We start from the raw sequence: 15,344 nt of genomic DNA on the forward strand, positions 1-15,344 counted from the left end.
CCCGGCGGGCCGGACCGTGCTTCCCCCTTGGCGGCCCGGCGGGTCGGTGCGCGAGGATCACAGGGCGCGCGCCGGCACCCTGCGGCGTGCGGAACGACAGGGGGAAGATGTGCCAGAACTGCCAGACCTCCCGGACCCCGACACCTTCCCGGGCGGATGGCCCGGTATCGGTATTGCCGCGCTGTTCGGCGTCTTCGCCATGCTCGCGTTCGCGGCGCAGGGCACGCCCGCCCAGAGACGCGAGTTCAACGAGTCGATCGAGCGCGCGGTCGGTGCTGCCGCCGGGGCGGTCGGCCGCTTTCTCTCCGGCCGCGAACTGGCGGGCCCTCCGCGCAGCGAGGCGACATGGTGGCGAGCGGGGGCTCCGCTCCCCGACGACCGGCTGACCGAGACCCGCGTCGAGCTGCTCGGCGCGCGCCCGGCGAAGCCCGGTCCGGCCACTGCGCTCCCGCCCGGGAAGAGTGCCGGCGCCCGCCGTGTCCTGCGGGTCGTCGTTGCACCCGTGCGCATCGCGGCCGGAGCGGTGGCGGGTCTGTGGCGGGTGCTCCGCGTCTGGCACCGGTGGCCCCGCGCCGCCCGGTCCGCCGTCCGCCTCGCGCCCCTGGTGATCGCGTGGGCCTGGTGGCGGTTCCCGGGGGAGACCCCGCTCGTCTTCGCCGCCGTCGCCGCCGTGGTGTTCCTCGCTGCGGCCACCAGTCCGGCCGGGCTCGGATGGTGGCGCGTACAGCCGGTGTGGACCCATGGCCAGATTTACGGCCCCGGCCTCTGGGTGGCCCTGCGTCAAATCCTGCGCATGGACGAGGAGGAGCTCCGCCCGCGGTGGCTTTCGGTCCCCGACGACTTCCGCGCGGACGATGCGCGGATCGTTCTCCGTATCCCCGCCGCGTGGATCGGCGGACCCGAAGCCGTCGCCGCCGTCGAGCGGGTCATAGAGGAACGGGTCCCCGGCGACTGGGTTGCACGGTGGAACCGGACCGGCAACGAGCACTTTGTGCACTGGACCCAGAAGCCGAAAGAGAAGACGCGCCCGCGGCTCCCGGACTATGTTCCGTGGAAATCGACCGGTGACCCGCGTCGGATCTATGTAGGGCTCGCCGTCGAGGGTGACGAGATCACCGAGGCCGTCATCGAGACGCAGACCGCTACACCACACTGGGGGGTGGCTGGTGACACCGGGTCGGGTAAGTCAACCGTTCTCTACATCCCGGTTGTCCACGGCAGGCAGACCGGCGAGCTGATTGACATCCTCGACACGAAACAGAATTCGCTGATCGAGGCCGAGGGTTTCTCAGGGGTACGCATCCACAAGACGCCCCGGACCTGTATCGCGGCGTTCGCCGAATTCCTGGCCTCGATGATGGCAGCGGAAACCGTTGCCGGACGAGGAGGGGACCCGGCACTGAGATCCCAACTCGTTGCCCGTACGCTTGTGGTGGACGAGCTCCCGACGTTGATCAAACTTGCGTACACATGGTGGCGGCATGGAATCAAGGGAAAGGGCGCTCCTCCTTTCCTCGACTGGCTGTCGATTATTCTCCTGCAAGGCCGCTCCTCGAATCACAGGGTCGTTGTCGGAACCCAGCAATTCGCCAATCAGTTTTTCGGCGGCACCATGGAGCGAAGTCAGATCGGTACTAGGATTCTGGTGGGAAATCAGGACCGGACCTCATGGGGCGTGGCATTCGGACAGAGTACGCCGGTCATCGGATATGACTCCGAGGTGAAGGGGCGCGGGGCCTACTCGGACAAGCGGAAAGACCCGGACGCAGATTACCTGTACGTCCGGGAAATCCAGCCGAGTTACATCACGCCCATGGTTCGTCAGCTACTCGCGGAATGCCCTCCGGCCCCCGCGTGGTTCGATGCCGGGCATATGGCGCCGTGGATCACCGAGGCCGCTCTCGCAGAGGTCAACGCGGTTGCGGCCACGGCCAACTTCCTGCCCGGAGGCAAGTACGGGCCCCCGGCTGCGCCTGGTGTCGGGCCCGCGCCGGCGGTGGGGGTTCTGGGGGGTACGCCCAGCTCACAGCCCACGACAGCACTTCCGGCGACAACCCCGACGACAACCCCCGCGACAGGTGCCGGCGCCGCGGCCGGGCCCCTCGCCGCCGAGGGCCAGGAGGACCAGGAGGAGGAGCTCCCCGATACCTACACGCTTGCCCAGGCTTACGAGCGGGGAACTCTGCCGTGGAAAGCAGCCACCACGCGAACGTATTTCAAGCGCGGTGTAACCCGGGGAATCCCGGAGCCCGAGGGAATCAGCGACGGGCACGCCTCCTACTACTCCGAGGCGCAGCTCGTGGAATGGCTGACGGCGTGGGAGGCATGGCAGAAGACGAATACCAAGGGGGTACGCAAGGCCCCGGGGCCGGAGGGCGGCGGAACGCCCTGACGGTGAAGCGGCGGTGCCGGTCGGTCTGCTGACCGGTGTTCTGGACGGAGCCGGGCTCCGCCGGGCCGGGGGAGTGCTTCACATTGGGACCCTTCCGGATTCCCGGGAGGCCGGGAAGAGGTTCCGAAGTGTGGGCGGCGGCCGGGGAATACGGCCGCCGCCCACCTGCGTTCCCGGAGCTCCTTCGGGTCATCTCTACAGAGCTGCGGGAACATCCATGGAGCCGGGCCGCCGCCATTTCCTCGCGGTGGGCTCATAAGATCCGGGGCGGGCGGCGAACCGGCCGGAAAGGGGACTCGCTGAGGGCGGCGGGATGAGTACGCACACCCCTGCCGGAACGGCCCTGCCGGGGAGCGAGGGAATCCTCCCGTCCTTGCCCAGTGCCCGGAGTGCGTCCGGCAGGACACCGAAAGCCAGGGTAAGCGCGGGAATCCAGCGCGCCGGGATTCCCTGGCGCCCGGTCTCGACATCGCTATAGGTCGGAGTGCCCACTCCGAGCATTCTTGCAATATCGGCCTGCCGCATTCCGGCTGCAACTCGCAGCGCCCGAAGGGAAGCCGGAGTTTCCTGGACCGTCAGATCATTCACGGTGGTGCCGAGGAACTCGGCAAGGTGCCGGAGCACGGCGGGCCGCGGCATGGTCCCGGCCGTCTCCCAGGTCGAGACCGTGCTCCGGGCGCATCCCATCGCATTCGCAATCTGTGCTTGCGTCAGATTCAGTGCCCGGCGCAGCTCCCGGAGCCGCTCACGGCGTAGGCGCATCCATTCCCCCGGCCTGTCGTTCGACACGTCGGGCGGCACTCTAGCGGTCGCCCGGGGTCCTCACGGGGAGTTCTGGGGCCGCGGTCGGGCCATCACCGCATACGAACTTCTTTGACCCCGGCACATGACAGACGTAGGGTCCATAATCCGCCAACAGGCGGAGCAGCGGGGGAGGTTACGGGGGAATGCCATCAATCGCCAAAATCGCACGAAAGGTCATGGGGTTGCCGGAACCGGCGGCAGGCACGCCGGACGCGAAGACTGCCGCCCCGCCCGCGCGGGATGTCCCGTCGCCGCGGCCCGCCAACCCGTGGGAGTCCGCCGGCGCGGCGCTGCGGCAGCAGCAGACGGCCGCCCCTGAGACCGCGCCCGCGCCCGCCGCGCCGGCGCCTGTCGCGGCTCCCTGGGTGCCCCAGGACGAGCGGTCGGGCGCGGCGTTCGCCCGCAGGTTCGGCCGCGGGCTCGTGTGGTTCGTGCTGATCCTCGCCGCCATCACGGGCGTGCGCTCCTGGTTCATCCCGCCCAAGGCGGAGGCCCCGGAGGTCAAGGCCCCGAAGGCGGCTCCGGCCTATCCCTCGGCCGAGGCACAGGCCATCGCCGGACGGTTCGCGCGCGCCTACCTCACCTGGGACGAGACGGCGAAGGAGGAGCGGGAGGCACTCCTCGCCTCCGTCCTCCCGGACGGTGCGGACACCGGCATGGGATGGGACGGGCAGGGGCAACAGGCCGTCGTCGCCGTCGAGCCGGGCACGGTCACCCCCGGCCCGCACCGGCAGGCCCGCGTCAGGGTCGATGTCCTCGTGCGGCCCGCCGCACCCCCGGCGCCGAAGAAGAAGCCCGCGCCCCCCGCCCCGGCCCCGCGCTGGATCGGTCTTGACGTGCCCGTGGTCTCGACCGCCGGCGGAGTCGTCGTCACCGGGCGCCCCGGCCTCGTCGGCATCCCGGCCACCGGTCCGGCCGCCCCCGACCTCCCCACCACCAAGACCGATCCGGAACTCAGCTCCTCGACCGAGTCCACCGTCGAGACGTTTTTCGAGGCGTACGCCAAGGGCACCGACGCGGTCACCGCGCCGGGTGCGGCGATTCCCCCGCTGGCGGGCGGAGTCGAGTTCCGCGGACTCGTCGCCTGGTCCGCCGACGCGGGGAGCGGGGCCGACCGCGTCGGTACGGCCCGCGTCTCCTGGTCCCTCGGCGGCGCCACCCTCGAAACCGTCTACCGGGTCACGCTCACACGGGTCACCAGCGAGGACGCCCACCGATGGCAGGTCGCCGAGGTGCGCGGCGGCACCCTCTGACGGCCCCCTATGTCCCCAGCTCATAGAACATGAGCCCTCGTCATAGTCCCTGGTCAATCATCCACTTCACACACAAGGGGGTCCGTCGTGCCGCCGCTCGACCTCATGCTCGCCGCACCGCTCACCACCGGAGCCGAACTCAAAGACTGGGTCCTCATCGTCGTCGGCAATCTCTTTGCCGCGTTCCTCGCCGTCCGCGCCCTCGGTCACTTCATCAAGAAAGAGTGGGGCGAGATGGTGACCTTGCTCGTTGCCGCGGTGTTCGTCGGTGCCATCGTGTGGGCCCCGGAAGCCGTACAGGACATGCTCACCGGAGTGTGGGGCAAGGTGTCGGGGACGGCATGAGGACCGGACGGACCTACACCCGCCATTTCGAACTCGACACCCGACAGCACGAGCTCCTCGGCGTCGATCTGGGGGAGGGGGCGCCGCGCCGCGCCCTGGTCCTGGGGCTGATCCTCTTCGGGGTCTGGTTCGGCGGCCTTACCCTCCTCTTCGGCCTCCCCGGGAAGATCACGTTCACCCTGTACTTTCTGCCCCCGGTCATCGTGTCCGTATACGGAGCCCAGCGCTCCCAGGCCGTTGACCGCCGCTGGAACATGACCAGGTGGGCCATCGGCATCAGGTACCTCGTCCTCGGACACCGCCCGATCATCTGCGGCGGGCAGCGTGCCGCCGCCCGCGGTGAGTGGATCGCCCGCCGGGACCGGTGGGCGCCCCGGGTGTCGATCCTTGCCGACTCCCCGCTCGGCCCTCTCCTCGACCGGTGGCTCGGCCCGGAGGACTCGACCGCCCCCGGCGCCGGCGCCCCGGTCCGACTCGATGCCCGCCCGCGCCTGTACGGCCCGGACGCCGTGGCCAGGGCAACCCGCCGCCGCACATCCATCCCGCACCAGAAGAAGGGGGACCAGTCGTGAAGCCGCTCCAGAAGATCGGGGAGTTCCTCGGCCTCGGCGGGAGCCGCTCGGCACCGCCCCCGGAGTACACCGCACTCGCGGACGGGCTGATCGTCACCAGCAGCCACGCGGAGGCGTGGTTCGTCCTCGACTCCTCGAACACGGACCTCATGTCGGAGTCCGCCCGCGACGCCGAACTCGACTCCGCGAACGCCGCTCTCTCACGCACCCTCGCGGGCCTCGACTGCCACCTCCGCATCCTGTGGGCCCCGCTGAACGCGTCCGACTACCAGGCCGAGGCAGAGCAGATGTTCACGGCCGGGCACTGGCAGGAGTGGGCCGAGCTCCGCGTACGGCGCCTCGACCAGATGCAACTACCGATCCGGTACCTCCTCCTCGGCGTCCGCATGAGCGAGCGCGCCGGACAGATGCAGACCGCCGGCGCCCGCGGCGCCCAGCTCCTCGGCGTCGGCGGCTCCTCGCTCTCCGCCCGCGACCTGGCCAAGCTCAACGCCCAGGTGCGCCGCCTCGGCCGCCGCCTTGAGTCGTCACCGTGGAAGGCGCAGCCCGCGGCCGTCGAAATGCTGGCGTGGATGATCGCCCGGGAACAGCACCGCACAACCCCCCTCCCGGCCGCCCAGTCCGGCATGATCACGGGCGCCCGGCTGCACACCCTCACCCGCGGGCGCGTCCTCCCCTACCCGGACCATCTCCGGATCGTGGACGCCCACGGGGACGTTGCCGCGTGGACCGCCGTTCTCCACATGACCGGATTCCCCGAAGTCACCGAGACCCCCGGGCCGGGGGAGTGGCTCCGCATCCTCTCCGAGATCAATTACGTGGTGGACGCCGACGACGAGGAACTCGACCCCGACCTCGACCCCGCATCCCTGATCCGCCCCGTCAACGCCGAGGCGTCCGTGCGGTTCCGGGTCCAGCCCAAACGGGAGGCCCGGAAGAAGGTGGACGATGTCCGCCGCTCGGCCAAGGAGCAGCGCCGATCCGCGGCCAAGGCATCGGCCGAGGAGCCGGAGCTCCAGATCGGCGAGACCGAGGTCGTGATGGGCGGCCTCGGCCGCGACATGAACCGGGAGGATGTCACCCTCGTTGAGGACCACCCCCGGATCATCGTCACGAGCACCACCTCCCTCGCCGACCTGCGGGCCCGTATCGACGCGGTGATTACGCACTATGGCGGCGTCGGGATCGAGGTCGTCCCCGCAGACGACGAGCAGCGCGACGCGTGGCTCGAACTCCAGCCGGGTGACCAGCTCCGCATCCCCGGCCTGGGGCACATCCGCGATGTGTCGGCGTTCTCCGGGTCCTGGTGGTGGGGCGGGGCGAGCGTCGGCGACGACCGAGGCCCCATCGTCGGGTACCTCACCGGCAGCACGAGCGGCGTGTTCCGCAACGACGTGACCGCAGGCTCGGACCGCGGCGACGCGACGACGACAGCCCTCCTCGGCAGGAGCGGCCGGGGCAAGACCACGGCACTCATGCTCAGCCTCCTCGATGCCGGGTTCCTCGGCGCGTTCGCCCTGGCCCTCGACTTCAAAGGGGACCTCGGCGGACTGGTGTCCGCGGCCCGCGCCTACGGCCTGAACGGGAACCTCGTGGAGACCGGCCCCGACTTCGCCGGGACCGCCGATCTCTTCGCGCTCCTGGCGGCCGAGGGCCTCGACGTCGCCCGCGGCGAAGTGCCGGCGCAACTGTCCATCGCCATCCCGGAGTGGCTCCGGGAGAGAGGCGCCGAGACCCCCATCACCCGCGCCGTCAACGCCGTGATCCGGGCCGGGGAGCCCGCGACGTGGAAGGTGATCCAGTACCTCCGGGACTCCGATGACGAGCTCGCCAAGGAGGCTGGGGAAGCCCTGTTCGAGCTCTCGCAAAACACCCTCGGAGCGCCCTTCATGGGCCGCCCGACCGGGGCCGCCCCACCGCTCGTACCGGCCCCCGGGATCTGGGTCGTCCAGATGCCCGGCCTGTCCCTGCCCATGCCCGACGCCCCGCGCCGCGACTGGAACCCCACACAACGGCTCTCGGTCGCGCTCATGCACTCGATGCTCGCCTTCGGCATCACGACCGCGGGCCGCCGGGACCTCCGTGGCCTGCCCAAGATCGTCGCGGTGCCGGAGGTACACGTACTCACCGCCACCCGCGAGGGAGCCGGGTTCCTTCAGTACGTCGCCCGTGTCGGCCGCGCCCTGCGTACCTCGCTCGTGCTGGACACCCAAGATCCGGAGGCCCTCGCCAAACTCGCGGGTGTAGTGGAGCAGTTGACCACCGTCGTGGGTTTCCAGCTCACCACCCGCGAACAGCAGGACGCCTTGGCCGAGCTGCTCGGCCTGCCCAAGGACGAGCACACCCGGGCCCTGATCCAGAGCGTGGGACTCCTGCCCAACAAGGAGATCCGCCACGGTCACGCCATCGTCAGGGACAGGCGTTTCTCGGCGGCTACGGTGCAGTTCGACGTACCGAGCCGCGAGCTCCTGGCGCTCCTCGACACCTCCCCCAAGGCCACGGCGGGGGACGGGCCCGTACCCATGGAGAAGGTGACCGCATGAACCGCACCACCGCGAAGGCCGCCGCGGCGGCCGTCCTCATCATTGCCGTGACCGGCTGCTCGTCCTCGGACGGCGGCGGCGAAGAGGGCAGGAGCAAGGGAGGCAGCTCCCCGGCGCCGGCGCCGGTCGAGGAGCTCCGCGCCGTGGCCCGCTCCCACCAGGAGGCGGCCAACCGCCGCGACTGGAAGGCGGCGTGCGAGCTGCGCACCGAGCGACTCCGGGGCGGCACGGTGCAGCAGTGCGCCGACCGCAACACGCCTTCCACGGCGAAGCCGAGCCCCTCGGAAGCCGCGTCGAGCCCCTCGTTCGAGCCGCCGCGGTACGCGGACGGCAGCACCCCGGAACCCAGGTCGAGGCCCTCCTCGTCCGGCCCCGAGTTCGCCGACACCGGGGCCGTCACCGCCTCCGAGGTCGTGACGGTCCCGGCCGCCGAGGACCACCCGGCCGGATGGGGAGTCCTCGTCAGCTACACCGTGACATGGCCCGGGAAGGAGCCGGAGACTTCCCGGCGCGCGCTGCGCCTGGTGGACGAGCGCGGCGAGTGGAAGGTCGATCAAGCCGAGGACGTACACGACGGGGACACCGGCCGCGGATCGGCGGTCGTGGCGGCCCTGTCCGGGGGGTAAGAAATGCTGCACATTCCACGGGGGCGCACACTCGCCATTCCCCTCATGGGGGCACTCACCACACTGATGGTTCTGGCCGGACAGGCACAGGCCGAAGACATCGAACCGACTGGTATCGGCGACCTGATGCCGTCGCCCGATTCCAAGGTTCCGGAGGGCGAGGGCACCCTCTACGAGACCTATAACAACTCGAACTTGTGGCGTCTTGATTCCGATTTCGGGAAATGGGACATTCTCGATCCGATGGCGCAGACCATTGCGGATATCCTGATGGCGATCGTGGCCACTCTCGGCACTGCGAGTGTGGTGATCACCGAGTGGGTTTTCCAGCTCACCACGATCCCGCCGCTTGAGGACGCCATCACCGACAGTATCGGCGGCGCCGCAAAGGTACTGACCATCACCATTCTTCCGGCTGGCCTCGCGTTCGGCGGATTCGTCGCCTTCGTTGAACACCGGAAAGGCGGCGGGAGTGGCGGCCTGGGGCAAGTTGCCTGGGTCATGGTCTCCGGCGTTGTCTCCGTCAGCCTTCTGACCAGCCCGGGGACATGGGTCAGCGGCGTGGACTCCGCCCGGCAGATCGGCGCGTCCGTCACCATGGAAGCCACTTCAGCCGGACTCGGCGACGGCAGCGGCAACTACCCGTTTGCCCTCGACCACGAGCCGAAATTCACGGGCACCGGCCGCGATGACATGCTCCGGAAAAGCTCAGATGCGGTATGGCGGGCCTATGTTGCCACCCCGTGGTGCGTGGCCAATTTTGGAAGTTTCGAGGTCTGCGAGAAGTACGGGAAAGACCTCCTCGACCAGGGGACTAGTGGCGAGAAGCGCAAGGAATGGCTTCAGGACAACGTCACCAAAGACGCGGTCGGCGGCGACTCCGTGGAATGGCGACAGGGGCATTCCCCGGTCGGCCGGATCATGGTCATGATCCCCGCGACAATCAGCGTCATCATCTTCGCGGCCCTCATCATCGTTCTCGCCTTCACCTCCTTGGCAAGCCTCCTCGGTGCCCTCATGCTCCTCTTGACCGGCGTCATCTTCGCGTGCCTCTGGGTCATTCCCGGCCGCCCTCGCCAGTGGGGGTTGGCGTGGTTCGACCAACTGCTCGCGCGCACCCTCGAATCACTGATCGCCACCATGACCCTCGGCGCCGTGCTCAGCCTGCAAACGGCCACGATGCAGATGTTCGGCCAGTACGGATGGCTCCCCACCACCGGACTCAGCATCGTGGCCGCCCTCGTCGGCCTCCAGTTCCGCAGCGTCCTCGCGCAGATCTTCGGCGTCCGCGGCACCACCAGCGGCGGCGCCCTCGCCGGGTTCCTCGCCTCCCGCGCCCTCAGCCGCAACAGCAACCGGCGCCGGAGCAGCGGACACAACTACATGCCGGTGCGCACCCTCCCGCGGCCGGGCTCCGGCCCCGGCAGCGGCGGGAACAACCCGCAGCTCCCGGGTGGACCCGGGACCGGCGGGCCCGGAACCGGCGCACCTGGGACCGGCGGACCCACCATCACCGTGAGCCGCGTCCCGCGCCCCCGGCCGCCCATGCCCGCACCACTCCCAACCGGCCCCGCCCCGGGGCTTCCACCCGGCCCCACCCCAGGACTCCCCCCAGGACCCGGGCCGATCTCCGGACCGCCGAGCGGACCCTCCGGACCGCCCCCGCTGAGCGGACCCGCGCCGGGCGTACCGGTACCGGCCGGGCCCGCGCCGAGCGGCCCGACGCGTCCCAAGGTCACCCTTGACCGCGAACCGCCCCCGGCCCCCACCCCACCCCCGGGCCTGCCCGGTCCGTCCAAGCCCCGCCCGGCACTCCCGCCCGGGAGCGGCAGCGACTCCACCGCGGGCCCCGGCACATCCGGACGGGCCCCGGCATCCCCGGTCATGCGCCCGGAAGTCGGAGCCACCCCGTCCTACGCGTTCCGGGAAGCGGCAGCGCCCCCCGCGCGGGGAACATCCGAGCCCAAGATCATTCAGGGCGTCGTCATCCGCAGCACACCCAATCCCCCACCGCGGCCGAGCACGCCGCCCCGGCCGCCGAAGACCACCGCGGCCCCTGCCCGCAGCATCGCACCGCCCAAGGGGTGAGCCATGACCAAGAACCAGGACGACCGGACGCCCGAAGAGTGGCGCGAGATTCTCGCCAACTACAGCTACCCGGAGGAGGTCAAGCAGCAAGACGGGCGCAGGGCCCGGCGGCGGGCCAAGAAGGCGCACCGCCAGGACGCGCGGCGGCAGACAACGGAGTGGGTGCGAGAGCAGCGCCGGCGCGATCCGCTCCGCCCCGCCGGGGCCCTGATCATCGTGGCCCTGATCCTCGGCCTTGGCCTCGGTGCTCGCTACCTGTGGCCCGGACTCCTCGGCCAGGACGACGACAGCAAGGGGAAGCCCACCGCCACCGCGAGCGCCTCCTCGGCGCCCGGCGCCCCGCCGGCGTCGAGCTCCTCCTCGTCGCCGAGTCCGTCCTCGTCGCCGAGTTCCTCCTCGGCCCCTGCCGTGGACCGCAGCGACCCGGACACCGTCGCCCGCGAAGCCATCCGCCTCTATCTGACCCGCAACCCGCCCGAGGACCAGCGGCACACCGCGGCCGTTCTCCGTGCCGCGCCCTACATGTCGGCGGCCCTGGTGGAGAACCTCACGGCCCACCAGGACCCGGCGTGGGAGAAGCTCGTCAGCCGGGGCGGGGTGTCCACCGTCAAGGAGGTCACGGTCAGCCCGGCCGGGAAGGATCTCCCGGCCGACACCCCTCTCCGGGTGTGGCGCAAGACCGTGGCGACGGTGAACGTCGAGGGATACCGCACGTACACGGAGAAGACGACCCTTCAGGCTGAGGTGACCCGCGCCGCCGACGGATGGCAGGTCTCCCGGCTCTTGGGGCTGTAGTGGACGCCCGGGATGCAGCCCGCATCGCGGGCCGGGTCGGCGGCATGGCCCTCAAGGCCAAAATCATCGGCGTCGCCTCGGTCGTCTTCGTCGCCTTCCTCCTGGTGGTCGGCATGTTCGGCGCCGGGATTGGGGGGAAGGCCATCGCGGACTCGTGCGGTGACCGCGGCCTCCCCGAAGTGGACACGGGCGCCCCCGGCCCCGGGGGAGCGGGCCCGCCGGCCAAGCTCCGCGAGGAGCAGATAGCCAACGCGCGGATCATTGACGGCGTCGCCGCCAAACGCGGACTCTCCGGCCGCGCAACGCTCGTTGCCCTGGTCACCGCGCTACAGGAGTCCACCCTCATCAACAGGCGCGACGGCCACCTCGACTCGGTCGGCCTATTCCAGCAACGGCCCTCCGCGGGGTGGGGCACCGTCGAACAGATCATGGACCCCGAATACAGCTCCGCCATGTTCTTCTTCGGCGACGACGACGGATCGCCCCGCGGCCTGACCGATGTCTCCGGATGGGCCGTGATGGACCTGGGGGCCGCCGCGCAGGCCGTACAGGTCAGTGCGCACCCGGAGCTGTACGCCGGCCACGAGTCGAGGGCGCGGCAGCTCGCCGACGAGGCGGGTATCGACCTCGGCCGCGCGGGTTCCGTCACCGGAGACGAGGGCACCGGCACCCCGGACGACGGCGCCAACGGGGACCAGGACGACGGGCCGTCGAACGCCGAAGAGTGCTACCCGGGCAGCACCGTGGGCACGCCCGGAAGCAAGCCGGGACAGCCGGGCGAGCCCTTCCACGACGGCGAAGCCGACTGGCCCGCCTCGGTGAAGAACCCCCGCAGCACCGCCGACGCCATCGCGTGGGCCCGGCAGGAAGCAGAGACAGGCGGCCGGGACTGGTGGCGCCTCTGCTTGGCGTTCGTCGCCCGAACCTACGGGTGGAGTTTCTCCGGAGTCCCGTACGCAATAGACCACTACCGCCAAATGCCCGCCAACATGAGAAACGACCGCGACAGGAATCCACCACCCGGCGCCCTAATGTATTGGGATACGGGACAACGGGCGGGCCACGTCTCCATCTATCTCGGTAACGGAGAAATTGCCAGTAATGATATTCGACGCCCGGGATATATTGACGTTGTCCCCGCAACTGACGTCGAATCAAAATGGGGTGCCACATACCTTGGATGGGCGCCCCCGTACTTTCCCAAGGGCGGATAGCGGCCATGACCATTGACCCTGACCAGATCCCCGCAACCCCCGTCTACACCGTCACCGTCACCGCCTCCGGCGAGGCCCTCCTCGACGGCGAGCAAGTCAGCCCGCCCACTGGTGATCCCGGCGCCGCCCGCCTCGCCGCCCTTGCCGAGGTCCGCATTAAAGCGGCTTACCACGGCCGTCCCGTCCGCGTGACCGCCAAGGAAGCAGACGGCTCGGCCTGGCCGCTCGTCGTCGCCCCGGACGGCACCGTGCAGACCCTCGACCACCCCCACCCGGCCCCGGCCCCCCGGCCCCCCGCAGCACCCGAGCCGGGGCCGAGGTTGGCGCCGGCCGATCCGCCCCCGGTACCGGCGCCTCGCGCCGCCACCGCGGCGCCGGACGCCTCGGCCTGGTCCGCCCCGCCGCCTCCGACCGTCGAGCCCCTGTTCCGGCACCTCGTCGCCCAGGAGCGCGCCGGCGACTTCGCTGCGGCCGTAGTCGCTGCGGACCAGCTTGAACGGACTCTCGCCGCGATGCACGGGCCCGAGCACCCGCTCACTGTCCAAGCGCTCACCGTCCGCGCGTGGCTCACGACTCGCGCCTCGGTCGCCGCGGTGGACCTCCCGGAGCTCATCGAGCTGTTGGTCGAGACGGCCCGCCGACGCCAGCAGACCGGCGCCCCTGCCGAGGACACCGAACGCCTCGTCAGGAACACGCACGCTGCGTGGCGCCGCCTCGCCGCCTCCGATCCCGCTTACGCCCGGGAGATCGCCGGACAGGTGATGGAGCTCCTCGGCCAGGACCAGGAGCGCGCCCGCGATGTCCTCCGCTGGATCGAGGGGGGCGCAGCAGCGTAGAGAAAGAATGGAGTGCCCCCTCGCCTGAATCGGCGAGGGGGCACTCCGCATTTCATGGGGCGCGGCGCAGCACTGGGAGCGGCAAGGCGCGGCGGGGCGCAGCAAGGCGCGGGAAAGGCCCTTACGGGCCATCAATTCCGGGGCGTGGCCCAGGATGCCACACGGCCCCCGCCCGCCGCCCTACGGGCCCTAGCGGGCCCTCCGGGCGAATCGCCGGGCGCCCTTCGGGCGCGTTCACCGGCGATTCGGTCGGCTTCGCCGACCGCTTTTCCCGGGCGCCTTCGGCGCGTTCACCGGGAAAAGTGTTTCGGCCCTGCGCCTTCGGCGCGCACCGGGCCGAAAGCAAGCGGGGTGCCGCGCGGCTTCCTGGGACACGCCCCGGAAGCAAAAGGCGGAAGGGGCGCACTCCCGTGCCCCAGCCGCTTCAACCGTTTGGGTCACGGGCCATCCACCGAGGAAGGCCCGAAATGAACAACATCTTCTGCCAGTGCGGGACGAACCCCTACCACGCCGAATCCGACGAGAAGTTCGTGTGCATCACGTGCGGGAATTCCATCACCGCGCGCGACATCGACCTCGACGGGGAAGAGGTATGGGTCGTGAATGCCGACCGCACTCTCGGATACGTCATCGACCCCACCGTCACCCTTCAGTGGATGGCGGAGACCGCCGGATACGTCGTGGATTCCCCCAATGGGTCGGCTGACGAGCGGTGGGCACTGCTCGGATTCTTCGACTCGGCTCTCGCTCTTTTCGGCGCGCTTGAAGCGGGGTTGCCTTACCCCAAGGCGCGCGCACTCCAGCCGGAGCCGAAGCGGGAATTCACCAAGGACCAGGAAACCGCAGCAAACCGACTGGCCGAAAGGCTCTCTGACGGTTACCTCCTCGCCGACGTGAACGACTCCTCGGCGGGTCTGACCTGTGAGGAAGCCGAAGCGTTTGCCGACTTCCTCAAGTACCTCGGCGAGCCGGACACCGCCGCTCAGGTCCTCAAGGATCACGCCCACAATGACGACGAGGGCGACACTCACGGAATCGACAGCGAGGGGGACCTCTTTTACCGAGACTAGTCTCTGACCATCTGAGACGAACGCGGGGCGCAGTCCAATACGGGCTGCGCCCCGCGCCGTTGGCCCCTCTCTCGATACTCCGGGAGAGGGGTTATCTATTTGTGATCTAGGACCAAATGCGGCGGCAATGGACAGCCCTTCGGGCTGGTCCGCCCCTAAGTGGCCTTCGGCCACGGGCGGACAGGACACGGCTTCGCCGCGTCAATAGGAATGACCGCCCCCCTAAGTGGCCTTCGGCCACGGGGCGGAAATACCCCCTCCCTTCGGGAGGGCCGCTATCGCGGCGGGCCCCCCAAAGGCGCTACGCGCCGGGGCCCACCCCCTTCGGGGGAATTGGAAACGGCCTTCAGTCGTTATTCATAAACCCCTTTCGGGGTTTATGAATAACCATCAAAAATGAGGCGACCACCGGCTCTTGCCAAGAAATTCCAATTCGTGTATGGTGGTGCACCATAAGGAAATGAGAGCGGGAAAGGGGGTAATGGGATGCCAGTTCGAACCGGAACGGAATCGACGGCAGCCGCCCCCACCCTCGTTGCCAGCCAAGCCGCGAAGCGGCTCGTTTGGCCGCGAAGCGGCAAAACCGCAGGTCAGAGGCGGCGAAGCCGCCGACCTGAGCCCCTCTCAGCCCCGGCGAAGCCGGGGCAGGCTCCGCGAAGCGGAGCCCCTGACGGGGTGAAACCCCGTCAGGTTGGCGGCGAAGCCGCCAACTGAGCATAGGCACACCCCCGGGCCCCAGGGGGCAAGCAACCCCAGCGGGAGGCACCCCGGCGGGAGGCGAACTAGTGGGTCTCCGTGACCTTGGC

The 15,344-nt window shown here is 70.0% G+C and carries 12 protein-coding genes; 11 read left to right on the plus strand and 1 reads right to left on the minus strand.

What is annotated here, in order from left to right; translation table 11 throughout:
* Window positions 1–109 precede the first annotated feature (109 nt).
* Complete coding sequence (locus ACWDR0_RS23915; RefSeq protein ID WP_456353793.1) at window positions 110–2,392, plus strand: type IV secretory system conjugative DNA transfer family protein; 2,283 nt, start codon at window positions 110–112, stop codon at window positions 2,390–2,392.
* Between the two features lie 195 nt (window positions 2,393–2,587).
* Here the strand turns inward: ACWDR0_RS23915 and ACWDR0_RS23920 are convergent, their stop codons facing one another.
* A complete protein-coding gene (locus tag ACWDR0_RS23920; protein WP_456353804.1) occupies window positions 2,588–3,154 on the minus strand; it encodes a helix-turn-helix domain-containing protein in 567 nt (188 codons plus the stop codon).
* 218 nt (window positions 3,155–3,372) lie between these two features.
* Here ACWDR0_RS23920 and ACWDR0_RS23925 point away from each other — a divergent pair, with 218 nt between their 5' ends.
* The 10 genes from ACWDR0_RS23925 to ACWDR0_RS23970 all read left to right on the plus strand — a co-directional run bounded on the left by ACWDR0_RS23925 (window position 3,373) and on the right by ACWDR0_RS23970 (window position 14,538).
* Window positions 3,373–4,449 carry a conjugal transfer protein gene (locus ACWDR0_RS23925; protein WP_456353794.1) on the plus strand — a complete coding sequence of 359 codons (1,077 nt, stop codon included), beginning with the start codon at window positions 3,373–3,375 and terminating at the stop codon, window positions 4,447–4,449.
* 87 nt (window positions 4,450–4,536) lie between these two features.
* The gene (locus tag ACWDR0_RS23930) at window positions 4,537–4,794 is read left to right on the plus strand and encodes a TcpD family membrane protein (protein WP_456353795.1); all 258 of its coding nucleotides are present in this window, start codon (window positions 4,537–4,539) and stop codon (window positions 4,792–4,794) included.
* Window positions 4,791–5,366, plus strand: a complete 576-nt coding sequence (locus ACWDR0_RS23935) for a hypothetical protein (RefSeq protein ID WP_456353796.1) — start codon at window positions 4,791–4,793, stop codon at window positions 5,364–5,366. The genes ACWDR0_RS23930 and ACWDR0_RS23935 overlap by 4 nt, the downstream gene beginning before the upstream one ends.
* Window positions 5,363–7,909: an ATP-binding protein gene (locus ACWDR0_RS23940; RefSeq protein WP_456353797.1), complete on the plus strand. Its 2,547-nt coding sequence runs from the start codon at window positions 5,363–5,365 to the stop codon at window positions 7,907–7,909. The genes ACWDR0_RS23935 and ACWDR0_RS23940 overlap by 4 nt, the downstream gene beginning before the upstream one ends.
* The gene (locus ACWDR0_RS23945; RefSeq protein WP_456353798.1) at window positions 7,906–8,535 is read left to right on the plus strand and encodes a hypothetical protein; all 630 of its coding nucleotides are present in this window, start codon (window positions 7,906–7,908) and stop codon (window positions 8,533–8,535) included. Before ACWDR0_RS23940 ends, ACWDR0_RS23945 begins: the two co-directional genes overlap by 4 nt.
* A 45-nt stretch (window positions 8,536–8,580) precedes the next feature.
* Complete coding sequence (locus ACWDR0_RS23950) at window positions 8,581–10,623, plus strand: hypothetical protein (RefSeq protein ID WP_456353799.1); 2,043 nt, start codon at window positions 8,581–8,583, stop codon at window positions 10,621–10,623.
* 3 nt (window positions 10,624–10,626) lie between these two features.
* A complete protein-coding gene (locus ACWDR0_RS23955) occupies window positions 10,627–11,418 on the plus strand; it encodes a hypothetical protein (RefSeq protein ID WP_456353800.1) in 792 nt (263 codons plus the stop codon).
* 44 nt (window positions 11,419–11,462) lie between these two features.
* The gene (locus ACWDR0_RS23960; protein WP_456353801.1) at window positions 11,463–12,632 is read left to right on the plus strand and encodes a peptidase M23; all 1,170 of its coding nucleotides are present in this window, start codon (window positions 11,463–11,465) and stop codon (window positions 12,630–12,632) included.
* 5 nt (window positions 12,633–12,637) lie between these two features.
* Window positions 12,638–13,468 carry a hypothetical protein gene (locus ACWDR0_RS23965; RefSeq protein ID WP_456353802.1) on the plus strand — a complete coding sequence of 277 codons (831 nt, stop codon included), beginning with the start codon at window positions 12,638–12,640 and terminating at the stop codon, window positions 13,466–13,468.
* A 467-nt stretch (window positions 13,469–13,935) separates the two neighbouring features.
* Window positions 13,936–14,538, plus strand: a complete 603-nt coding sequence (locus ACWDR0_RS23970; RefSeq protein WP_456353803.1) for a hypothetical protein — start codon at window positions 13,936–13,938, stop codon at window positions 14,536–14,538.
* Window positions 14,539–15,344 lie beyond the last annotated feature (806 nt).

This window comes from Streptomyces sp. NPDC003691 (assembly GCF_053981115.1).